The sequence below is a fragment of the Streptosporangium lutulentum genome, from assembly GCF_030811455.1.
Classification (GTDB): Bacteria; Actinomycetota; Actinomycetes; order Streptosporangiales; family Streptosporangiaceae; genus Streptosporangium; species Streptosporangium lutulentum.
Map to the genome: position 1 here is coordinate 2341946 of NZ_JAUSQU010000001.1, position 23518 is coordinate 2365463.

General features: G+C 73.1%; 9 protein-coding genes. 3 read left to right on the forward strand and 6 right to left on the reverse strand.

Going from position 1 to position 23518, the window contains the following annotated elements:
* Positions 1-68 precede the first annotated feature (68 nt).
* On the forward strand, positions 69-12143 hold the full coding sequence (locus J2853_RS10010; RefSeq protein WP_307556714.1) for a non-ribosomal peptide synthetase/type I polyketide synthase: 12075 nt from the start codon (positions 69-71) through the stop codon (positions 12141-12143).
* A gap of 120 nt (positions 12144-12263) precedes the next feature.
* Here J2853_RS10010 and J2853_RS10015 read toward each other — a convergent pair whose 3' ends face one another.
* From J2853_RS10015 to J2853_RS10035, 5 genes are read right to left on the reverse strand one after another with little or no spacing between them, the layout of a single operon-like run.
* The gene (locus J2853_RS10015; RefSeq protein ID WP_307556715.1) at positions 12264-12911 is read right to left on the reverse strand and encodes an ABC transporter ATP-binding protein; all 648 of its coding nucleotides are present in this window, start codon (positions 12909-12911) and stop codon (positions 12264-12266) included.
* Positions 12904-13839 (reverse strand): ABC transporter ATP-binding protein, encoded by a 936-nt coding sequence (locus J2853_RS10020; protein ID WP_307556716.1) that lies wholly within the window; start codon positions 13837-13839, stop codon positions 12904-12906. The genes J2853_RS10015 and J2853_RS10020 overlap by 8 nt, the downstream gene beginning before the upstream one ends.
* On the reverse strand, positions 13836-14648 hold the full coding sequence (locus J2853_RS10025; protein ID WP_307556717.1) for an ABC transporter permease: 813 nt from the start codon (positions 14646-14648) through the stop codon (positions 13836-13838). The genes J2853_RS10020 and J2853_RS10025 overlap by 4 nt, the downstream gene beginning before the upstream one ends.
* On the reverse strand, positions 14649-15629 hold the full coding sequence (locus J2853_RS10030) for an ABC transporter permease (RefSeq protein ID WP_307556718.1): 981 nt from the start codon (positions 15627-15629) through the stop codon (positions 14649-14651).
* Positions 15626-17176 (reverse strand): ABC transporter substrate-binding protein, encoded by a 1551-nt coding sequence (locus J2853_RS10035; protein WP_307556719.1) that lies wholly within the window; start codon positions 17174-17176, stop codon positions 15626-15628. Before J2853_RS10035 ends, J2853_RS10030 begins: the two co-directional genes overlap by 4 nt.
* Positions 17177-17546: 370 nt before the next feature.
* On the opposite strand from J2853_RS10035, the gene J2853_RS10040 reads away from it, so the two are divergent.
* On the forward strand, positions 17547-17771 hold the full coding sequence (locus tag J2853_RS10040; protein ID WP_307556720.1) for a hypothetical protein: 225 nt from the start codon (positions 17547-17549) through the stop codon (positions 17769-17771).
* Between the two features lie 87 nt (positions 17772-17858).
* Here J2853_RS10040 and rox read toward each other — a convergent pair whose 3' ends face one another.
* Positions 17859-19286 carry a rifampin monooxygenase gene (rox, locus tag J2853_RS10045; protein ID WP_307556721.1) on the reverse strand — a complete coding sequence of 476 codons (1428 nt, stop codon included), beginning with the start codon at positions 19284-19286 and terminating at the stop codon, positions 17859-17861.
* Between the two features lie 701 nt (positions 19287-19987).
* Here rox and J2853_RS10050 point away from each other — a divergent pair.
* Positions 19988-23431, forward strand: coding sequence for a phosphodiester glycosidase family protein (locus J2853_RS10050; RefSeq protein ID WP_307556722.1), 3444 nt, complete (start codon positions 19988-19990; stop codon positions 23429-23431).
* Positions 23432-23518: the final 87 nt, after the last annotated feature.

Genomic DNA, 23518 nt, shown 5'->3' on the forward strand with positions numbered 1-23518 from the left:
GTAAGCTCTTTTCCCCGCGTGGACGCGGCACGGGCTCACCACGGAGCTGGCGGGAAGGCGGGGCGGCGATGCCGGGACCGGGCGATGAGACGGTGTTGCCGGATGTGCTGCTGGGAGCGGCCGAGGACGCACCGGAACAGGTCATCGTGCATGTCCGCGGTGACGGCAGCGAACGAACCGTCACCTACCGCGAACTGCGGGACGAGTCGATGCGGGTCGCCGGGGGCCTGCTCGACACGGGCCTGGCACCCGGGAGCGTCGTCCTCCTTGTCGCCGACCGCGGCGACGACTTCCAGCCCCTGTTCTGGGGCCTCCTCGCCGCCGGTCTGATCCCGGTTCCCCTGGCCCCCGACGTGCGGCGGGTGCTTCCCGTGTGGGAGTTTCTCCACCGGCCCCCGATCGCCGTCGACGCGGCCACGGCGCCGCTGCTCGCCGAGCTGGGAGACGGCGTGCGCCTCCTGCCGCTGGACGGGTTGCGCCGGGGGCGCCCGCCGGAGGTCCTCCCGGTGCGGGCGCCGGAGGACGTGGCGTTCCTGCAGTTCTCCTCGGGCAGCACCGAGGCGCCCAAAGGCGTCGAGCTGACGCACGCCGCCGTGCTGGCCAATCTGGAGCAGATCCGCGTCGCTGCGGCGATCACACCGGATGACGTGGCGGCGAGCTGGATGCCCTACTTCCACGACATGGGACTGATCGGCACCCATCTGGTCCCGCTCTCCGCACGGCTCAAGCAGGTGAGGCTGGAGCCGCTGTCGTTCGCGAAACGGCCCGCGCTGTGGTTGGAGGCGGCGGCGCGCCACCGGGCGACGCTGCTCTCGGCGGCGAACTTCGCCCTGGCGCTGGTAGAGCGGCGGGTCGCGCGGGACACGCTCGCCCGGCTGGATCTGACGAGCGTCCGGATGATCGTGGTGGGCGCGGAGCCGATCTCCCCGACGGTGTGGCGCGCGTTCGTCCGCGGGATGCGGCCCACCGGACTCGCCGCGGAGGCGCTTCAGCCGGTCTACGGCCTCGCGGAGGCGACGCTCGCGGTCACCTTCCCGCCGCCGGGCGAGGTGGCGGAGCCGCTCGTGCTGGACCGGGCCGCGCTCGGCCGCGGGCGGGTGGCGTTCACGGAGCCGGGCCCCCACGCCGTGGAGTTGATGGACGTGGGCCGCCCCGTTCCGGGATGCGAGGTGCGGATCGTCGACGACGAGGGCAGGTCTCCGGGCGGGCGCCGGGTCGGGCACATCGAGGTTCGCGGCCCGCAGCTGGCCCGCGGTTACCACCGCTCCCCGGAGGCGACGAGGGACGCTTTCACCGACGGCTGGCTGCGCACCGGTGACATGGGGTTCCTCCACCGGGGACGGCTGTGCGTGACCGGCCGGTTCAAGGACGTCGTCTTCGTCAACGGCTCCACCCACCACGCCTCCGACCTCGAAGAGGTGGCGGCGGGCACACCGGGTCTGCCCCACGGCCCGGTCGCCGTCGTCGGCTCCGTCGACCCGGTGTCCGGCGGGGAGCGGGTCGTGGTCTTCGTCGCGGCCCGGTCGCCGGGCGCCGGCGCGACGGCCGGTGCGCCGGGCGAGGTCGCGGCCCGGGTCGGTGAGGCGCTGGGACACGACGACGTACGGGTACTGGCGTTGCCCGCCCGGGCGTTCCCGCGCACCACGAGCGGGAAGCTGCGCCGGGCGGTGATGCGAGAGCGCTTCGAGTCGGGGTCGTACGCGGAGTTCGAGGTCCACCGGGCAACGGGCGCCGGCCCCGCGGCGGACGCGCCCGGCGGTTCGGTCCCGGTCCGGAGCGCCGATGCGGGCGGCGGGGCCGCGGGGTCGCCGGTGCCTCGTTCTCGCCGGGACGTCGAGTCCGCCGTTCTCGGCGTCTGGGCCCGGGTCCTGGACCTGCCCGCCGCGAGGATCGGGCCGCACGACCGGTTCTTCGCCCTCGGGGGCTCGTCGCTCAAGGCCATGCAGGTGCTCGCCGCCGTGGAGGACGTGTTCGGGGTTTCCCTGCGGCCGTCCGACATGCGCGACCACGACACCGTGGCCGCGCTCGCCGGCCAGGTCCTGACCGCCGACGGCCTCGCGCGAGGTGACGAGCCGGAGCGGCCGGGAGACGGCCGCGGCGTCCCGGTGATCGCCGTGACCGCGATGGCGTGCCGTTTCCCCGGCGCCGACACGCCCGAGGCGTTCTGGAACCACCTCGCGGAAGGCCGCGACGCCGTCACCGGCGTGCCCGCCGGGCGGTGGCCGGACCCGGCGGACGCGGACTCCCGGTGGGGCGCGTTCCTCGACGACCCGGCCGCCTTCGACGCCGGATACTTCGGCATCGGGGAGGAGGAGGCCCGCGCGACCGATCCGCAGGCGCGGCTCTTCCTCGAACTCGCCCATGAGGCCCTGGAACGGGCCGGATACGCGGGGCCGAGGCGGCGGGGCCGCCGGGTGGGCGTGTTCGCCGCGGCGGGGGAAAGCGGATACCGGCGGCTGCTCGAACAGGCGCATGGAGAGACAGAGCCGCCCTCCTCGGCGCTGACCGGGAACCTGACCGGCCTCCTCGCCGGCCGGGTCGCGCACTGCCTGGACCTGACCGGCCCCGCGCTCGTCGTCGACACCGCCTGCTCGTCCGCGCTTGTCGCGCTGCACCTGGCGCGCCGCAGTCTGCAGCAGGGCGAATGCGACATCGCCGTTGTCGGCGGCGTCCACCTCAACCTCACCCCCGACGGATACGCGTCGCTGGAAAGGTCCCACGCCCTGTCACCGACCGGGCGTTGCCGCACGTTCAGTGCCACGGCCGACGGTTTCGTCCCGGGGGAGGGCGGCGCGGCCGTCGTGCTGATGCGCCTCGACGACGCGGAACGGGCCGACGATCCGATCCTGGCGGTGCTGCGCGGCACCGCGGTGAACAACGACGGCCACTCGCTGAGCCTGATGGCGCCCAATCCGCTGACGCAACGGGAGGTCATCGCCCAGGCGTACCGTGAGGCGGGCGTCGACCCCGGCAGCGTGTCCTACGTGGAGGCCCACGGCACCGGTACGCCGATCGGCGACCCCGTCGAGGTGGGTTCCCTCACGCACGCCCTGCCGCCGCGCACCGACGGACGTCCCCGGCTGCTCGGTTCGGTGAAGACCAACCTCGGACATCTTCTCAACGCCGCCGGCATGCCCGGCCTGGTGAAGGTGCTGCTGGCGCTCGGACATCGGCAGCTACCCCCGTCCCTGCACCACTCACCGCTCGCGCCGGACCTGAACCCGGGCCGATCGGGCTTCGCGGTGGTGAGCGGGTTACGCGAGTGGGACGTGCCCGGCCCCCTGATCGCCGGCGTCAACGCGTTCGGGTTCGGCGGTACCAACGCCCACGCCATTCTGGAGGAGCCGCCCGCCCGGCGACCGCCCCCTTCGTCCGTCTCCGCGCGTCCGCGGCTGCTCACGCTGTCGGCACGCAGCGCCGAGAGCCTGCGCGCCGCCACGGCCGATCTCGCGCGGCATCTGCGTGAGCACCCGGAGCTCGACGAGGGCGATGTCTGCGCCGCCGTCGCCACGGCCCGCGACGAGGGGCCTCACCGGATCGCCGTGGTGGCCGACGGCGATCTCGCCGCGCGCCTTGAGGAAGCCCCGGCGAGCCGCCTTCCGGGGACCCGGCCACGGGTGGTCTTCCTGCTGCCGGGACAGGGGGCGCAACGCCCGGGACAGGCTCGTGCCCTGTACGCGGACGCGCCGGTGTTCCGGGACGTCCTCGACGAGGCGTCCGAACTCGCCGGTGAGGTCGGCGGGCGCAGCCTGTCGGCCTGGTGCCTGGATCCCGGCGTCCTCCCCACCGAGCTCACCCGGACCGAGGTCGCCCAGCCGCTGCTCGTCGCGTACGGTGTCGCGCTTGCCCGCCAGTTGCGCGCATGGGGCATCGCGCCGGACGCCGTCGCCGGACACAGCGTCGGTGAGATCGCCGCCGCCTGCGTCGCAGGGCGGCTCACGCTCGCCGATGCCGTACGGTTCGCCGCCGAGCGCGGGCGTCTGATGCGGGACCTGTGCGTCCCGGGCGCCATGGCCGCCGTACGCGGAGGGGAGGAGACCGTCGCCGCGCTGGTGGCCGATTCGCGGGGCGCGCTGAGCGTGGCCGCGATCAACGCCTCTGCCCAGGTGGTCGTCGCCGGGACGCCGGAGGCCGTCGACCGTGCCGTGCGCGAGCTGACCGCCCAGGGCGTGGCCGCGCGCCGGCTGGAGGTGTCCCGGGCGTTCCACTCCCCGCTGATGGACCCCGCGCTCGGGCCGCTGGCCGAGGCGGCCGCCTCCCTGACCCTCCACCCGTCCGTCACACCGCTGATGAGCACGGTCACCGCCGAGTGGCAGCCGGTCCTCTCCCCGGAGTACCTGCGGGAGCACGCGGCGCGGCCGGTCCGCTTCGGCGCCGCCGTGGAGCGTCTGCTCGACGACGGATACGACACCTTCCTGGAACTCGGCCCCGCCCCCATCCTGAGCGGGCCCGTCCGCACGGTCGCGGCGGCACACGCGCAAGGGGCCGGCGCCGTCGTGCTGGCAGCCGGGAACGAGGACGGCGCGCGCGGCCTGCTGGAGACGGCGGGCAGGCTCTGGCAGCGCGGCGTGAGCCTGGACCGCACGGCGCTGGACGCCGGACGCGCACGTCTCGCCGTGCCCACCTACCCCTTCCATCGCCGGCGGTACTGGCCGGCGTCCGCGCCCCGGCGGTTGCTGCACCGGTTCGTGTGGGACGACGCGCCGCTGACCGTCGGACCCGAGCCACGCACGGTGCTCCTGGCCGGTCCGGACTGCCCGCTCTCTCGCGCGCTGGCGGACCGGCTCGCGCGGCGCGGCGTCGCTGTGCGGCGGGAGGGGGACCCGCTTCCGGAGGGGGCGCCGCGTCCGGACGTCGCCGTCCTCCTCCCCGGCCCCGCCACGGAGCCCGACTCGGCGGCGGCGCTGGACACCGCGCAGCTCACCATGGTGAAAGACCTTCAGGACCTGCTGCCCCGGCTCGCTCGGGACCGGCCCCGGGTTCTCGTCGTGACCGAGGACGTCCACGCCACCGGAGTGGCACCGGAACGCCTGCGCCCGGAGCAGGCGGTGCTCATCGGGCTGGCGCTCGCGCTGCCCGAGGAGCTTCCCGGCGTCGTGGTCCGGAGCGTCGACCTGTCCTCCCTGGACGGCGTCGCCGCGCACCTCGCCGCGCTCGACCGGGAACTGGCCGCCCGGGAAGGGACGCGGGACGGCGGGGCTCCCGCCGGGAACGCGGGCGCCGTCGCCTGGCGTGCGGGCCGGCGCCTCCGCCGTGTCACCGAGGCCGTCGCCGCGGCGCCGGCGGACCTGCCCGCCGACGGGGTGTACCTGATCACCGGAGGCGCCGGTGGGATGGGGAGCGCGCTCGCGCGCGACCTCGCCGATCGCGGCCGGCCGACGCTGGTGCTGACCGGCCGCTCGCCGCGACCGCCCGCCGGGCTGCTGTCCGACCTCCGGGCACGCGGCGCCGTCGCGGAGTACCGCGTCGCCGACGTGTCGTGCGAGGCCGACGTCGACGCCGTCCTGGCGGACCTGCCACGCCTGGACGGAGTGTTCCACGCGGCCGGGGTGGTACGGCCGGGGACACTGCGCGCCAAGTCCCTCCAGGAGGTGGCCGAGGGCCTGGCCGCCAAGACGCGGGGCGGCTACCTCCTGGCACGCGGGCTCCGGCGTCACGGTCTGCGCCCCGTGGTCTGCGTGGCCTTCTCCTCGGTCTCCTCGGTGCTGCCGGGCCTGGCCGGAGCACTCGGCGACTACGCGGCGGCCAACGCGTACCTCGACGCCTTCGCCGCCGCCGAGCGCGCCGCCGGCCGTCCGTGGCAGGCGCTGAACTTCGCCGCGTTCGCCGGGACCGGCCTGGCCGCGAAGACGGGCGTACCGGCGGGCGGCGCCGTCCGCGGGCCCAAGCCCCTGGCCGTCGCCACCGCACTGGAGGCGCTGCGTGACGCCTGCGGCGTCGAGGCCGCCCAGCTCCTGATCGCCGAACTGGAGCCGGGCTCCCCGTCACGTCCGCGCGCCGGCGTCGGCACAGGAGCGCCCGCGGTCGCCCGTGCGCCCGTTCCCGTGCCCACGGCGCGTACGGAGGGGCGGGCCGAGGAGGAGAACAGCGTGCCGGCCGTCCTGCGGCGGCTGGTGGCCGTGGCGCTCCGGCGCGGCCCCGACGACCTCGGCGACGACGAGTCGCTTCTTGGCCTCGGCCTCGACTCGCTCACGGCCGTCGATCTCGTCAAGCGGCTGGAGAGGGAACTGGACCGCTCGCTGCCGATCACGCTGTTCTTCGAGCACCGGACCCTGCGCGAGCTCGCGGCGCACCTCCAGACCGGCGAGCCGCACCGGGGCGACGCTCCCCGGGACGACCGGGAGGCGGTGGCCGACGGCGCCCCCTTCCCCCTGACGCCGGTGCAGCTCGCCTTCCACACCCAGGCCCGCCTGCATCCGGACGTCGCCGCCTACGGCTACGTGCGCCAGACCGTCACCGGTCCGCTCAGCCCCGAGCTGCTGGGCCGGGCGCTGGGGCACCTCGCCGACCGCCACCCCATGCTCCGTCTCCGCGTCCGTCCCGATGACGCCGCACCCACGCAGATCGCCGTCCCCTCCGGCCACGGCCCGGTGCCCGGCTGGTACGACGTCCGCCCGCTCTCCGGCGCGGGTGAGAACCGCGAGGAGCTGGAGGCCCTCGAAGCGGCACTGTGCAACCGCCCCTTCGACCTCGCCGAGGCGCCGGTGCGCGCGCTGCTCGCACACACCGCCACCGGTATCGCTCACCTCGTCCTTGTCGTCCACCACGTCGCCGCCGACGGTTTCAGCCTCAACCTCCTCTGTGAGGAACTGTGGACCGTCTACACCGCGCTCGCGCGGGGCGGAACCCCCGCCCTGCCCCCGCCCGGCACGACGTTCTCCGCCTACGCCGCCCACGTGCGCGAGGAACGGTCGGGGGCGGCCTTCGCCGAGGACCTGGCGTACTGGCGCGGGACACTCGCCCCCGGAGGCGAGCCCCTCGCCCTTCCCTACGACGGTGATCCGCGCGGACTTCCCCGGCCCCCGCTGCTCGCGCATCAGGTCGCCGTCGGCCCGGAGCTGTCGGCCGCGTTGCGCGACCTCGCCGCGGCGCACGGCGTCTCCCTGTTCCATCTGCTGCTCGCCGCGTACATGCGCTGTCTGTCCCGATGGAGCGGTGACCGGCGTGACGTGACCGTGAACGTCGCCCGGGCCCGCCGCGACATCCGGCTTCCCGGGGTCGAGCGGATCGTCGGCCCGCTGGCGGACACCCTGCCGGTGTCGGCCAGGGTCGATCCGGACGAACCCGCGCACGCGCTCGCGGCACGGCTCCTGGACATCTGGTCCGCGGGGGAGAGGCACGCCCGGCTCACCAGCCTGGATCTGGCCCGGCTGCTGCCCGCGGACGGCGCCGGACCCCGTACGGCCGGCCCCGCGTCGTTCAGCTTCGCGCGTTTCCCGGCCTCCCTCGATCCCGGCTGCCCGGTGGACGTCCGGCCGGCCGCGGCGGGAACCGCTTCGGCCGCCACGCGGCTGAGCCTGCTGGGCTGGGAGTCAGGCGGCGAACTGCGCTTTTCCTGGAACTTCCCCTCGCGGCTGTTCGATCGCACGACGATCGAAAGGCTGGCCCGGGAACACCTGGCCGAACTCACCGCGATCGGCCTCCCCGGGAACCCGAAGGAGACGCGGGCCGAGCCGCGGGTCACGGCACCGCGCGTGGGCGTCGTCGCGCGGCTGTGCGCCCGATTCCGCGCGACTCCCGGCGAGGTCGCCGTCGACACGGGCGAGACCACCGTGACCTACGCCGGGCTCGACCGCGCTTCCGCGGCCCTCGCCGCCCGGCTGTGCGCCGCCGGCGTCGCCCCGGGCGACCTGGTGGGGTTGCTCACCGAGCCCGGCGCCGACACCGTGGCGGGTGTCGTCGGGATTCTCCGTGCGGGCGCCGGATGGGTACCGCTGGACGCCACGCATCCGCCCTCGCGGCTGGCCGATCAGCTGAAACGGTCCGGGGCGCGGGCCCTCGTCTGCCATGACGCGACCCGCGTCCCGGCGACGACGCTCGCCGAGGCCGCGTCCGTCGCGCTCGTCACCGTCGGCGGCCGGATGCCCGCGCCGCCGTACGACGGCGGCGCGGGGGCGCAGGCCACCGACCCTGACGCGTTCGCGTACGTGATCTTCACCTCGGGCTCCACCGGCCGCCCCAAGGCGGTGCCGATCACGCACAGGTCGATGGAGAACTACCTGGACTGGGCACTGGCCACGTTCGGCTATCACCGCGGCGACCGGCTCGCCCAGACCGCCTCCGTGTGCTTCGACGCCTCGGTGCGCCAGCTCCTGGCGCCGCTGCTCGTCGGCGCCACCGTGGTCACCGTGCCCCGGCACCTCCTCCGGGACCCCGAGGCCCTGCTGGACCGAGTCGAGCGGGGCCGGATCTCCGTGTGGAGCTCCGTGCCCACCCTGTGGTCGCGGCTTCTCGAAGCGGCGGAGACCCGGGTGCGAAGCGGCGCGCCGTTGCCGGACCTGTCGGGGCTGCGATGGATCCACGTGGGCGGCGAGGCGCTGCCCGCCGCCCACGTCAGGCGCTGGTACGACCTGTTCGGACCGGGCCACCGGATCGCCAACCTGTACGGGCCCACCGAGGCGACCGTCAACGCGACCTTCCACGTCATCGGCACCCGTCCCGCCGACGACGTGCTCACCCTGCCGATCGGCCGTCCCCTCACCGGGACGCGGGTCGAGGTGGTGGCCCCGGACGGCCGGCGTTGCGCCCCGGGTGAGCCCGGCGAACTCCTCATCTCCGGGGTGGGTCTCACTCCGGGATACCTGGGCGAGCCCGAACTGACGGCCGCCGCGTTCACGGAGCGCGACGGGCGGCGCTGGTACCGAAGCGGCGACCGGGTTCTCCGCGGCCCGGACGGGGAGCTGGAGTTCCTCGGGCGCGTCGACGACCAGGTGAAGACACGTGGGCACAGGGTGGAACCCGGCGAGATCGAGGCGGTCCTGCAGACACATCCCGCTGTGGCCCGTGCCGCCGTCGTCGTCCACGACGATCGGCTCGCCGCCTTCGTCGAATGCCGGGCGGGCGCCTCGGCGCCGGAGGCCACGGCCCTGCGCGCGCATCTGGCCCGGACCCTGCCGGCGTACATGCTCCCGTCCCGCATCCGCATCGTCGACGTGCTTCCTCTGACGGGTACCGGCAAGGTCGACCGCAGCGGGCTCGGCGTGCCCGCGCCCCGGCCCGCCACCGCCGAGAGCGCCATGGACACCGCCGAGGGCGCCGCGGATCGGCCGCCCGCCGCGGGCATCGCCGAGGGCGCCGTGCACACCGCCGAGGGCGTCGCCGACCGGCCGCCCGCCTCGGCCGGCGACGCTCCGGGGACCTCTCCGGTGACGCCGACCGAGCTCCTGCTGGCACGGATCTGGTCCGAACTCCTCGACGTGCCACGGATCGGCAGGGACGACGACTTCTTCGCGCTGGGCGGGGACTCGATCCTCGTCCTCCAGGTGTTCGCGCGGCTGCGGGAGGAGATCCCCGTGCTGCCCAGGCCCACCGTCGTCTACACCCATGGCACGCTCGGCGCCCTGGCCGCCGCCGTGGACAGCGCCTCCGTGGAGGACACCTCGCCGGACGACGCCCCGGCGGGGGACTCCACGGCGGGCGACTCCACGGAGGGCGACGGAGACCGCCGGCAAGGTGGCCTCCACCCGTCCCGCGCCGACCGCACGGGTCCTTCCCCGTTCCCGCTCACCCCCTCGCAGCGCGGCTTCCTGCTCGCCGAGGCGATGGCGCCCGACGCCGACCCGGCATGGCTGGCCCGCATGAGGGTGCACGGACGGCTGGATCCGGACCTGTTCCAGCGCGCGGTCGACACCTGCGTCGTTCGTCATCCCATGCTGCGGACCGTCTTCCCCGCCGGTGCGCGCCCTCCGGTCCAGCAGGAACTTCCGCCCGCCCTGCGGCTCCCCGTCGTCTTCGAGACCCTGGCCGACCCCGGGCTGTTGCCGTCGAGGGTCGCCGAGGAACGCGAACGCCACCTCGAGTCATGGGCGTGGCCGCTGCTGCGGCTGCGGCTGATCACCCTCGCGCCCGACGAGCACGTGCTGGTCGTCCACGCCCATCATCTGATCGGGGACGGATACAGCGTGGCGCTCCTGGGCGGTGAGCTGCTCGCCGCGTACGACCGTCTCCTGCGGGGTGGCACCGAGCCTCCCCCGCTTCGCGGCACCTTCCGCGACCATGTGGCCCTGCTGGAGCGCGCGACGACGACCCCCGCCCGGCGCGCGCGGCTCGCCGCCCCGTACCGGCGTCCGGTCCTCGGAAGGACCCGCGAGGGTTTCGTGCCGGCGTCGCCGTATCGATGCACCGGGTTCACGCTCGACGCGAACCGGGTGGCGGTCCTGCGCCGGGTCGCCGGCGAGGCGGGGACGACGCTCTTCGTCTCGCTGCTCACCGCGTACTACCGGACCCTGGCCGCCGTCACCGGGCAGGACGACCTCATCCTCGGACTGGCCGTCACCGGTCGCGACCACGCGTTGCCCGACGCGCACCTCGTGTTCGGGCCCTTCGCCACCGCCGTGCCGCTGCGTCCGGGCCCGCCGCACGGAGAGGGCGCGACCACGCGCACCTTCGCCGAGGACCTGCGCGGGGTCGCCGCCGAGGTGACGGCCGCCCGCACCGAAGGCGGCGAGGGCATCCACGGGGGCGGGGGGGTGCCGGCGGCCGCCCGGTTCTTCTTCACCTTTCTCGACTTCTCCGCACTCGGGCCGCTGAGCGGTGACGCGTTGACCCTGTCGTGGGACGACACGGATCCCGAACTCACCCCGCCGCCGATGGGCACCGACACGTTCCTGGCCGTGCGGCCGGTCGGGACCGGAGAGCTGCGGCTGGTGCTGAGGGCTTCGGCCGCGGCCTTCACGGAGGCGGACTTCGACGCGTTCGCGCGTGCGTTGGGGGAGGAACTCACCAGAGCCGCGGACGAGGCCGTGGATCCCGTCCGTCCGGCCGGCGCCGTCAAGGCGGCGGGGACGGTCGACGCGGCGGGCGCCTTGGACGCCGCGCTCGTCGGATACCTCCCCGCACCCGGGCACCTCGCCTCACTCGCCGGATCCGCGGCCGTCTCGTTGCCGCGTGAACGGCTAAGGGATCTCCTCTTCCCCGAAGGGCGCCCCCGTCTGGTCGAGGAGATCGGCACCCCCTTGGGCCGTTCCGGATTCATCTGTCTCCCGTTGTTCGCCGACGAACTTCCGGTCGTCCCCGATCTGGCCGCGCGCACCGCCGGGGCGGTGGAGTACGCCGCCTCGCTGGGGGCCCGCTGCGTCTCGCTCGCCGGAATGATCCCCTCGCTCACCGGCTACGGATTCGACGTCCTGCGGGAGACGAAGACCCGAGCGGCTGTCACCACCGGTCATGCGGCGACCGTCGTGTCCGTGGTCAAGACCGTCCACGCCGCGCTCGAACGGTCGAGGTACACCCTCGGTGAACTCACCGTCGCGGTGGTCGGTCTGGGCTCGATCGGCCGGGCGTCGCTCGAACTGCTCCTGACCCTCGCCGAGCGGCCACCCGCCCGGCTGCTCCTGTGTGACGTCGCGGGGAGCGCACCCCGTCTCACGGAACTGGCCGGTGAGCTGGTCGGCCGTGACCTGGCCGGAGCCGTCGAGGTACACGAGTCCGACCCGGAGCTGCCGGACGTCGTGTACGAGTCGGCTCTCCTCGTCACCGCGGTCAGCGGCGGTGGCGCGCCGCTCGACGTGGAGCGGCTGCGGCCCGGCGCGATCGTCGTCGACGACTCCTTCCCGCACTGCTTCGACACGGGGAAGGCCCTGGCCAGGATGGCGGAACGACGTGACGCGCTGACGGTGGGCGGCGGCCTGCTGGCGATCCGTGACGTCGAGCGGCGGATCGCCGAGGGGCTGCCTCCGGCCGCGGCGGCGGGATACGCGGCGCAACCCTGGCTTCCCGGCACGATCGCCTCCTGCCGCCTCGAATCGCTCCTCTGGGCCGCCCGCCCCGGCCTTCCCCTGGTACACGGCCTGGTGGACGTCTCACCGGCCCTTGCCTACTGGAAGGAGATGGAGGCGGCGGGCGTCCACGCGGGACCCTTGCACCTGCTCGGCCACGCCGTCGACATGGCCCGCGAGCCCGCCGACCCCTGCTCGCGGGAGTGACCCCGGGAGGCCGACGACCTCGGCTTCCATGCGGCCGGCCCCGCGCGCGCCCGCCGGCCCGGAGCCCTGCGGGCCGATGACGGAGCCAGGTGACGGAGACCGGTGACGGAGACGGACCTGTCAGCGCCCGTCTCCGGCGAAACCGACGATCTCGTCGGCCCAGCGATCCAGCAGGATCGGGTCGTGACTGATCGCCAGGACTCCCGCCCCGGTGCGTTCCCGGTAGGCGTTCACCACCCCGACCAGGTGCGCCTGCGTGGAGGCGTCCAGCATGGTGGTCATCTCATCGCAGATCAGGTAACGGGGTTCCAGGGTCAGCGCCCTGGCCACGCAGGCCCGCTGCAACTGCCCGTCGGAGACCTCGTGCGGCCATCGCGTGAGCAGCTCGTCGGTCAGGCCGGTCTCCCGGGCCAGTTCGACGACGCGCCCCTCGTCCGGCCGGCCGTTCGCGACCAGGGGCTCGCCGATCACTTCGGCGAGCGTGAGGCGTGGATCCACCGCGAGCCGGGGTTGCTGGTAGATCAGGGCCACCCGGATGCGCAGGTCGCGTGCCGCGCGCTGTCGCCAGCGCGTCACGGCCGTGCCGTCCACGGTGAGCGTGCCGGACGCCGGGCGCAGCATCAGCGCCATGACCCGGGCCAGCGTCGACTTCCCGCAGCCGCTCGGCCCGGCCAGGCCGGTCACCTCACCGGGCGTGATCGTCAGGGACGCCTCGTCCAGCGCGGTGTGCCCGCCGTACCTGACGGTGATCGCGGACGCTTCAAGCATGCCTGTCCTCCAGGGCGTGGTGGCAGGCCACGCCGCCGTCCATCGGCGGCGGCGCGGCGCACCGCTCGGTCTCGTGGCCGCAGCGCGACCGGAACGCACACCCTTCGGGCAGCCGGGTCAGCTCGGGCGGCAGGCCGGGGATGGGGACGAACGCCCGGTCCGGCTGGGCCGCCACCAGTCCCGACGTGTACGGGTGGCGGGGGCGCCCGAGCACCTCGGCCACCGGCCCCACCTCGACCAGGCGGCTGGCGTACATCACCGCGAGGTCGTCGGCGACCCGCTCGGCCGCGCGCAGGTCGTGCGTGATCAGCAGTACGGCACGCCCCTCGTCGCACAGCTCGCGCAGCGTCGCCATCGCCCGGTCCACCAGGGGCCGGTCCAGCCCGCTGGTCGGCTCGTCGGCCAGCACCAGCCACGGGTCGCCCGCCAGCGCGATCGCGTTCGCCACGCGCTGGGCCATGCCGCCCGACAACTCGTGCGGGTAGCGGTCCAGCTCGTGCGGGCGCAGGCCGTACCGCGCCGCCAGGTCGTCGGCCGTGGCGCGCGAGCCGAGTTCGCGCACGGCCTCCTGGAGTTGCGCCCGCGCCGTGCGCACGGGCGTGAGGTGGGTGGCCGGGCTCTGCGGGATGAGCCCGATCGCGCGCCCGCGCACCCGCTCGGCGAGTACGGCCTGTGAGGCGCCGACCAGTTCCACCGGCTCCCCGCCGTGTTCCAGCCATGCCTGGCCGGAGACCGTCGCGTTGTCCGGGAGCAGGCCGAGCAACGCGTGCGCGAGCACCGACTTGCCGCACCCCGACTCGCCCACCAGGGCCAGGCACCTGCCCGGCCGTACCTCGAAGGTGGCCTCGCTGACCGCCTGCACCAGCGCGCCCGGGATCCGGAAGCCGACGCTCAGTTCCTGGACCCGTAGTCGTTTCCGGTCGGTCAAAGTTCCAGCTCCGATCTCCAGCGGGGGCTGCGGCGGTCGCGCCAGTGCTGGGCCAGCACCGACACCGCCAGCGTGGGCACCAGGATGAACAGGCCGGGCACCAGGCTCGACCACCAGTCGCCGGTGAGCAGCGAGCGCTGCCCATCGTTGATCATGTTGCCGAGTGAGGCCAGGTGCGGAGGCAGACCCAGACCGAGAAAGCTCAGCGCGGTCTCGTGCCAGATCGCGTGAGGCATCATCAGCACCGTCGCCAGCATCAGGTGGGGGAGAAGATGCGGGAGGAGATGGCGGCGGATCACCCGCATCCTGGTCGAGCCGCCGGAGATCGCCGCCTCCACGAACGGGCGTGAGCGCAGCGAGAGCACCTCCGAGCGGACGATCCGCGCGGCCGTGGTCCAGTGCGTCACGCCCACGGAGACCACCACGGCGGCGGCGCTCGGCGCGAACAGCGCGACGATGAAGATGCCGAACAGCAGGTGCGGCAGGGCGTTGAAGCCGTCCACCACCCGCATGAGAAGACGGTCGGGCAGTCCTCCCAGGGCGCCCGCGGCCAGGCCCATGAGCCCGCCGATCACCATGCTGACCAGCGCGGCCACCAGGCCCACCATGAAGGAGACCCGCAGGCCGTAGATCGACCGGATCAGCACGTCCCGCCCGACCTCGTCGGTGCCGAAGGGATGCGAGAGAGAGGGCGGCTGCCCGGCCGCGCGCAGGTCCACCAGGCTCTGGTCGAGGTCCACGACGGGGGGCACCAGGAGGACGGCGAGTGCCAGCACCACCAGGGTGCCGATCGCGAGTCTCACCGGCATTCAGCCCACCCCCAGAGTGCGCACCCGCGGGTCGGCCACGGTGTAGGCGATGTCGGCGAGCAGGTTTCCGGCCAGCACCGCCGCCGTGCCCAGCAGCGTGAGCGCCGCCAGCAGCGGGAAGTCCACGGCCAGCGCCGCCTGGACCGAGGCCGCGGCGACGCCGGGCCAGGAGAAGATCGTCTCGACCAGGATCGCGCCGGTGACCAGTTCCGGCATCCGGGCGCCGAGCAGGGTGAGGAAGGGCAGCAGCGCCGACCTCAGCGCGTGCCGTACGATCACGGTTCGCTCGCGCAGGCCACGGGCGCGGGCGCCGATCACGAAGTCCTCCCGCAGCACCCCGATGACCGACTCCCGCACATAGAGCACCAGCCACGACGACTGGGAGATCGCCAGAACCGCGACCGGCAGGACCATGTGCGCGGCCACGTCGGCGGGGTTGATCGTGGTCGACGCCGCATCCGTCAGGCCTCCCGCGGGCAGCCAGTCCAGCTGGACCGCGAAGACCCAGATGGCCAGCAGCCCCAGCCAGAACACCGGGGCGGCCTCGTTGGCGAACGCGCCGCCGGTGATCACCCGGTCCAGCCAGGAGCCGCGCCGCCAGGCGGCGAGGGTGCCCACCACCAGGCTGCCGACGAACATCAGCACCAGCGCCGAGCCGGTGGCCAGCAGGGTCCAGCCCAGCCGCTCGCCGATGATCTCGCTGACCGGCCGGTGGAAGGAACGCGACTCGCCCAGATCACCGCCGGCCAGGTTGCCGAACCAGGTGGCGTACTGTTCGAGGACCGGCCGGTCCAGGCCCCAGTTCTGCCGGATCGACTCGACCACCTCCGGAGAGGTGACCAGTGCGCGTTCGCCGAGATACTGCCTGACCGGGTCGAAGGGGGAGGCCTGGGCCAGCGCGAACATGCCGATCGTGACGGCCGTCAGCAGCGGTATCGCGAAGGCCACCCGCCAGGCGACCATCTTGAGGATCGCTCTCACGCGACCGGCTTCCAGGTGGGGATGCCGGCGAACAGGCCTCCGGTGGCGTGCTCGTGCCCGTCCACGCCCGGCACGATCCCTTCGTACTCGCCGCGGATCACGTACACGTGCTTGAGGAAGACCAGGTAGGAGTAGACCTCGTCGTCCCTGATGATTTTCTGGAAGCCGGCGTAGGCCTGTTCGCGCTCCGCCCGCTCGCCCGAGGCTCTGCCCCGCTCCAGCAGCCTGTCGACCTCGGGGTTGTCGTAGAGGCCGGGGTTGAAGAAGCCCTGGCCCTTGAAGCCGGAGTGGAACAGCTCGTAGTTGACGTAGTCGGGGTCGTACGGGCTGCCGAATCCCATGACCGCCGCGTCCTTGCCCAGTCGCGCTTCGATCGCGTCCCAGTCCAGGCCGATCGGCTCGACGCGCAGGCCGATCTTCTTGGCGTCGGAGGCGGCGGCCAGCGCGAGTTCCTTGCGCAGCGAGTCGCCCGCCGGATACATCAGGGTGAACCCGGCCTTCCTGCCGTCCTTCTCCCTGATGTCGTCCTCGCCCATGACCCAGCCCGCTTCGTCGAGCAGCTTTCGCGCGGCCGCGGGGTCGGTGCCGCCGGTCACCTCGGGGTTGTGCCATGCGGTGTCGGGCGAGATCGGCCCGTAGGCGGGGGTGCCCGCGCCGGCCAGGATCGTGTCGGCCATCGCCTGCCGGTCGAGGGCCAGGCCGAACGCCTTGCGCACGGCCCGGTCGCCGGTCACCGGCTGGGTCATCGGGAACATGATCGCGCGGTAGTCGGCGCTCGGCACGTCGTACACGGTCACGTCCTGCCGCCCGCGTAAGCCGGCGGCGGCCTTCGGCGGCAGCACGGTGGCGTCGAACTCGCCCGCCCGGACCCGGGTCGCGCGCACGTTGTCGTCGGGTGCGAAGGCGAGCACCAACCTGGAGATCGCCGGAGCGCCGCCCCAGTACTCCTTGTTCGCCTCCAGCACGATCTTGTCCCCGGGTGTCCAGGAGACGAACCGGTAGGGGCCGCTGCCGACCGGCCTGGTCTTCTCCAGCGTGCCCTTGGGCACGATGCCGAGCGTGGTGCGCTGCACGAGCGGCGCATAGGGGTGCCGGAGGCTGAACACCACGGTCCGCGCGTCGGGAGCCGCCACCTCCTTGATCGCCGAGTAGTCGCTCCTGATCGTGGAGTTGTTGGCGGGATCGAGCAGCGCCTCGTAGGTGTACTCCACGTCCTGGCTGGTCAGCGGCTTTCCGTCGTGGAACTTCAGCCCTTCCTTCAGGGTGAAGGTGACGGTCGTCCCGTCCTTGGAGACGGTGGGCGGCTCGGCGGCGAGCGCGGGCTTGATCGTCAGGTCGGGCGTCCGGCTCATCAATCCGTCGAAGATCAACGAGCCCCCGTCGGGGGAGAAGCCGAGCACCGGGTTCAGATTGTCGAATTCCGAGCTCAGACCGAGGACGAACGTGTCATCCGTCCGGTCGGCCGGGCCCTGGGGGGCGGAGCAGGCCGCGCCGGCCAGAGCGAGGACGGCGCACAGCGTGGCGGACTTCTGGAGAAGTGTTGTCACAAGAGAATTTCTACCACTTGCAAAGAATTCGCAATAACTTGAGACGGGCCGCTCGTAGAGATCGTGTCGCCTCCACCCGCGCCGCTCGGAAACGCGGTTCGGGGTCTGACCTGGAGTCTCCTGATCATGCTGCGTTCTCGTACTCACCGGCCGGACCGCCGAAGACGGGAGACGGTTCACGGATGACCGATGCGCGCGACGAGCCGGGGCGGCATGTCCGCTGACCGGCGCACGCGCCGTCGGGGCACCGGATCATGAGGCTGACGGTCGCGGTGTGCGGGGTTCCGCGGTGGTTCGGCGCCCAACCGGGGTAGGGGAGAGGCAGGAAAGGTGATCGACGGCACCACCGGCTGAGAGCGGGGGGATGGACATGAGGAAACCGCTGAACGTCTGGCTGATCGTCTCCTGTATCGCGTTCATCGTCCTGCTGGCGCTCACCCTCGGGGCCGGGATCTCCCAGAGGTGGCCGCTCTTCCTGGCGAGCATCGTGCTGACCGCGGTGGCCGCCACCTGCGCGCTGGTCACGGGGGAGTGGCTGACGACCCTCCGCAGGGGCGGCTCCGCAGAGCCCAGGTCCAGAGCCCGGCACCGCTGAGCGCCGCCGGTCGGCGGGAGGGCTCCGGGGGCACCGATTCCGGCTGAGGTGCCGGGCGGGGCGGTGGGCAGACGGGCGATCGAGCGCTCAGCCGGCGGCGGCGCCGAACCACCTGGGCAGCCGGTCGAGCAGATCCCGCTGGTCCTCACCGACCCACGCCACGTGGCCGTCCGGCCGCAGCAGCATCGCGGGCACCTCCAGTTCCCCGCCGGCGTCGACGACGTGGTCGACCCGATCCGCCCAGCCCTCCACCGAGAGCCCGCCGGTCCGGTCGAGCAGCAGCCCGCGGCCGCCGTGCATCAGTTCGTAGAGGCGACCCCGCTTCAGCTCCACGTCCCGCATCCGCCGGCCGAGCAACTCGTGCCCCTCGCCGAAGTCGTAGCGGACCCCGATCGCAGTGATCTTCTCGGTCAGGTACCGGTTCACGTCCTCGAAGCGCATCAACTCCGACAGCAGCCGGCGCACCGACCGGGGACCCGGCTCGGTGGACAGCAGCTCCATCTGCGCGCGGGTGTTGTCCAGCACGTCGGCGGCCACCGGGTGCCGTTCGGTGTGGTAGCTGTCCAGCAGTCCCTCAGGTGCCCAGCCGTTGACCGTGGCGGCCAGTTTCCAGCCGAGGTTGAACGCGTCCTGGATACCGAGGTTGAGCCCCTGCCCGCCGGTGGGCGGGTGGATGTGCGCCGCGTCGCCGGCCAGCAGCACCCGCCCGTCCCGGTAGCGCTCGGCCAGCCGGGTAGCGTCGCCGAATCGGGAGAGCCGGCGCGGTGAGTGCGCGCCGAAGTCGGTGCCGGCGAACACCCGCAACCGCTGCTTGAACTCCTCGATGGACGGAGGGGCCGTGCGGTCCTCGGCCACCCCCTCGGCGGGCACGACGACGCGGTACACCCCGTCCCCGAGGGGCCCGAGGCCGAACCGCTTCTGGGTCTCGCGGACCTCCGCGACGACGGCGGCGACCGTCGCCGGATCCTCGGTCACCTCCATCTCGCCCAGCAGCGTCTCGACCCTGGTGGGCTCACCGGGGAAGCCGACGCCGAGCAGCTTGCGCACCGTGCTGCGGCCGCCGTCGCAGCCGACGAGGTAGCGCGAGCGCAGCCGCGTGCCGTCGGCCAGCTCGACGGTCACCCCGTGGTCGTCCTGGCTCAGCCCGACCAGTTCGCGGCCGCGCCGGATCTCGGCGCCGAGTTCGGTGGCGCGCTCGGCCAGCAGGCGATCGGTGATGGTCTGCGGGATGCCGAGGACGTAGGGATGCGCGGTGTCCAGCCGGTCGGGCGAGGGCTTCTCGATGCCGGCGAAGAAACCGCCGACCGGGTGCCGCCGGCCGTGCGCGAGGAACCGCTCCAGCAGCCCGCGCTGATCCATCACCTCGATGCTGCGCACGTGCAGGCCGAGCGCGCGGACATACCCGGCCGGCTCCGCCTCCTTCTCCAGCACGAGCGCGTGCACGCCGTGCAGCCGCAACTCACCGGCCAGCATCAATCCGGTCGGTCCGCCGCCGGCAATGATCACGTCAATCATGAGCCCCCCATTCAACAAGATCGCGTTTCGCCAGACGCTTCGCGCACCCGCACGCCCTCACCTCCGCGCCGAGTGCCCGCGGCCGTGTCGTGAGTCTCCCCGCCGGTTCGGCGTCCCACGGGACCACACACGTCGACAGGAGCACACGTGTGTCGCGAACCCCTGATTTCCGCAGGTTCTGGCTTCGGCTGGAGATTCTGCAGCATGACCCGGGTCTTGCCGCAAGCCCCCCGGTACGCTATACGTTGAAAGTGGCAGGGAGTGAGTGACCTCCTTGCCTTTTCCTTTTGCCGTCCGCTGTGAACGGACAAGCCCCTCCCGAAGCGGTGTCGCGCCGCGTACGGCGATGCCGCCACGGGCCGGGCCTCGAAACCGAGCTTCGCGTTCTGGTCGGCCTCCTCCGGCCGCGCGGCCGTCAACCGCCGCGCGGCGTCCAAAGCGCGCACTCGGCCGGCCAGGTGTCCCGCGCGCCGCCGCTCATGTGCCACGGGCCGGAACGGTCGCCTCCGGCGAGGACGCCCATACCGCCGCCTCTTCCGCCAGGGTTCATCGCCCGCTCGTGACGGCGTCATCCGCGCTTCTCGGGTGATCTCTTTAATCGGGTGCTGCCTTGATCGAACTGGGCGTAGCGGGGGCGTCGCCTCCGTGTCATCTCCTGACCCGAGGTTCCAATGAAATTGATGGTCTTGAACCATCGGCATATGACGTCACTGACGGTGGCGCTCGCCGCGGCGGCCACGCTGGCGGTCTCACCCGCCGTCGCGTACGCGGACGGCAGCCGGCCCGCGCCGGTCACCGGCGGAATACCTTTGATCGACACGACCGAGGAGATCGGTCCGGCGATCAACCTGCAGCACGTGAAGGCGCTCGACCAGAAGGGCTGGTACGACGCGCAGTTCCTGACCGTGGACCTGTCCGACAGGGCGGTCAGCACGGATCTGATCACCTCCGGACCGGTCGCGTCCGGCGGGCCGCTCAGCGTGGCCGCCAACAAGGCCGGCGCCGTCGCGGGCGTCAACGGCGAGTTCTTCGACATCGGCAACTCCAACGCGGCGCTCGGTGGCGAGGTCCAGAACGGGCAGCTCGTCAAGTCCGCCGACATCGGCGGCCGCCAGCACGTCGGCGTCAGCGGCGACGGCATCGCCCAGCTCGTGGACCTCGCGGTCAACGCGACCGCGAACTTCACGGGCGCGGACCACACGATCCTGTCGCTCAACGCGGCGAACGGCGGTGGGGTCCCCGCGGACGGCCTGATCGCGTTCACGTCCGTGTGGGGCGACTACAGCCGCAACCGCGGCCTGACGGGCGTGGCCAACGACGAGATCGCCGAGGTGCTGGTCGAGAACGGCTCGGTCGCGTCGGTCACGCCGAACGGTCCCGCGGGCTCGGGGACGATCCCGGACGAGGGCTTCGTGCTCGTCGGGCGCGGTGCCGCGGCGACCGCGATCCGCGCGCTGCGGCCCGGCGACCCGGTGACGCTCAGCTACGCGCTCGCCGACGACGTCGCCAAGACGATGAAGTTCGCGCTCGGCCACGGCGGCACCATCGTCTCCGGCGGCCAGGTCGTCGGCGGCCTCGACACCTCGATCGCCCCGCGCACCGCGCTCGGCTTCAAGGACGACGGCCGCACGCTCGTGCTCGCCACCTGGGACGGTCCGGGCGGCACCGGCAAGGGCGGCGTCGGGATCGACAAGGAGGCGCGTGACCTCGTCGCGATGGGCGTGCAGACCGCGGTCAACCTCGACGGCGGCGGCTCGACCACGATGGTCGCCCGCGCGCTCGGCGAGGACGACGCGACCGTCCGCAACGTCCCCTCCGACGGCCACGAGCGCAACGACCCGAACGGCGTCGGGGTGTTCGTCGCGAAGGGCGACGGCAGGCTGCACCAGCTCCTCGTCAAGCCCGCGCCGGGGGCGGCGTCGGCCGACGGCGGCGTGAAGGTCTTCCCTGGGCTGCGCCGTGCGCTCGTCGCGGAGGGCGTCGACAACCATCGGACACCGGTGGAGGTCGACCCGAAGTCCGTGCGGTGGTCCGCTCACGGAGCGTCCGTCAAGAACGGCACGCTCGCGACCCCTGACGAGGCGCACGGCACGATCACGGTCGACGCGCAGGTGGGTCGTGAGGCGGCGCACGCGAAGGTCACCGTCCTCGGCCCGGTCGACGGCGTCGAGCTGTCGTCCCAGCGCCTGTCGATCGCCGACGCGTCGCCCGACCACGCGGTCACCGTCTCCGTGACCGGCCGCGACGGCCAGGGCTACACGGCCCCGATCGACCCGCGGGACCTCTCGCTCGACTACGACCACGGCGTCGTCGACATCCAGCCCGTGGACGGCAAGCTGAAGATCACCCCGCTGACCGACGCGGGCACCGTCCTCACGGTCTCGGTCGGCGGCACGTCGGCCCGGCTCCCGATCACGGTCGGCGTCCAGACCCAGACGGTCTACGACTTCGACGACGACGTGCTCGCCCGCTGGCGCAACAACAGCACCGCGGCCACGACGTTCTCGGTCGACCCCGACGGCCTGCGGATCGACTTCAACGCGATGCGCAACGTGGGTGTCACGGCGGCGTCGGCGGCCCAGCGCGTCCAGGTGCCCGGCCAGCCGCTGCGCCTGCGGATGCGGATCAAGTCGAGCATCGACGTGCCGAACGGCCTGACCTACATGGCCTACAACGACGCGACCGGCAAGGGCAGTGGCATCTACGGCACCGCCCTGACCGCGAGCGACGACTGGCAGTACGCGACGTTCACGCTGCCGGCGAACACGGCGTTCCCGATCTCGATCTCGGGCTTCCAGGGCATCAACACGAGCGTCCCCCAGCAGAAGGCGGGCACGTTCGTCCTGGACCGCGTCGAGGCCGACGTCCCGACGTCGATCGACCTGCCTGCCCAGCCCGACCCGCGGTCCGACTCGCTCATCTCCGACGACGGCTCGCTGCCGCAGGGCCACGGCACGTGGCAGTTCGCCACGCTGTCGGACGTGCAGTTCACGGCCGACAACCCGGCGCTGACCCAGGTCGCGACGGCCGCCGTCAAGCGGATCCGCACGACCAAGCCGGACCTGATCGTCCTCAACGGTGACATCACCGACCGTGGCCTGCCGCAGGACCTCACGCTTGCCCGCCAGGTGCTCACCGACGCCGGGTGCGACCTCGTCCCGGTCGGCCGGGAGCCGTCGGAGAACAGCACGCCGAATCCGAAGGCCGGCTCGATCCCGTGCTACTACGTGCCGGGCAACCACGAGTCCTACGGCCTCAACAACGTCCAGTCCGACCTGACGAACTTCACCAACGAGTTCGGCCGGCCGTACCGGACGTTCGACCACAAGGGCACGCGGTTCATCCTGCTCGCCAGCTCCCTCGGGTCGCTGCGCGCGACGGCGTGGGACCAGCTCCCGATGATGCAGAAGGCGCTCGCCGACGCCAAGAAGGACAAGTCGGTGCAGAACGTCCTGGTGTTCGCCCACCACCCGGTGGACGACCCCGCCGAGACGAAGTCCAGTCAGCTCGGCGACCGCGACGAGGCCGCGCTCATCGAGAACATGCTCACCGACTTCCGCGACTCCACGGGCAAGGGCGCCGCGATGTTCGGATCCCACGCTCAGATCGCCGACGTCCACCGCGTCGAGGGCGTCCCGTACACGGTGCTGCCGTCGTCGGGCAAGGACCCGTACGGCACGCCGGACCGCGGCGGTTTCACCGGATGGGTCGACTGGTCCGTCGACTCGCGGCGGAACGCGGACCAGCAGTGGCTCGAGGCCGAGGTGCGCGCCTTCGCGCAGTCCGTCACGCTCGACACCCCGGACTCGCTTGAGGTGGACAGGACGGCGCGGCTCTCGGGCAGCATCGTGCAGCCGCAAGGGGTGTCGACGGGCACACGGGTGGTGCCGCTGCGGTACCCGATGTCGGTCGACTGGAGCGGCTCGTCCACCCTGGCGATCGGCAGCGGGAAGGCGGCCGTCGACGAGGCCCGCCGCAAGGGCAAGGTCGCGATCCTCGACCCGCGGACCCGGACGCTCACCGCGCTGCACCGTGGCTCGGTGACCGTGTCGGTGACGAACGACTCGATGCGGGCCTACACCGACGACAGCTCGCTCGCGCCGATCACGACCTCGAAGACCATCCGGGTCGGCGGCAGAAGGTGACCGACCCCGGCACGCAGCCGCCGCGGACCGACTCCCGGGCGGTCTGACACGCGAGGCGGCCTGGCTGAGGGCGAGCACACGTGTGCT

Coding starts and splice junctions, on each gene's coding strand:
- J2853_RS10010 (WP_307556714.1), top strand. CDS start 69: ATGCCGGGACCGGGCGATGAGACGGTGTTGCCGGATGTGCTGCTGGGA.
- J2853_RS10015 (WP_307556715.1), bottom strand. CDS start 12,911: ATGCTTGAAGCGTCCGCGATCACCGTCAGGTACGGCGGGCACACCGCG.
- J2853_RS10025 (WP_307556717.1), bottom strand. CDS start 14,648: ATGCCGGTGAGACTCGCGATCGGCACCCTGGTGGTGCTGGCACTCGCC.
- J2853_RS10040 (WP_307556720.1), top strand. CDS start 17,547: ATGAGGAAACCGCTGAACGTCTGGCTGATCGTCTCCTGTATCGCGTTC.
- rox (WP_307556721.1), bottom strand. CDS start 19,286: ATGATTGACGTGATCATTGCCGGCGGCGGACCGACCGGATTGATGCTG.
- J2853_RS10050 (WP_307556722.1), top strand. CDS start 19,988: ATGACGTCACTGACGGTGGCGCTCGCCGCGGCGGCCACGCTGGCGGTC.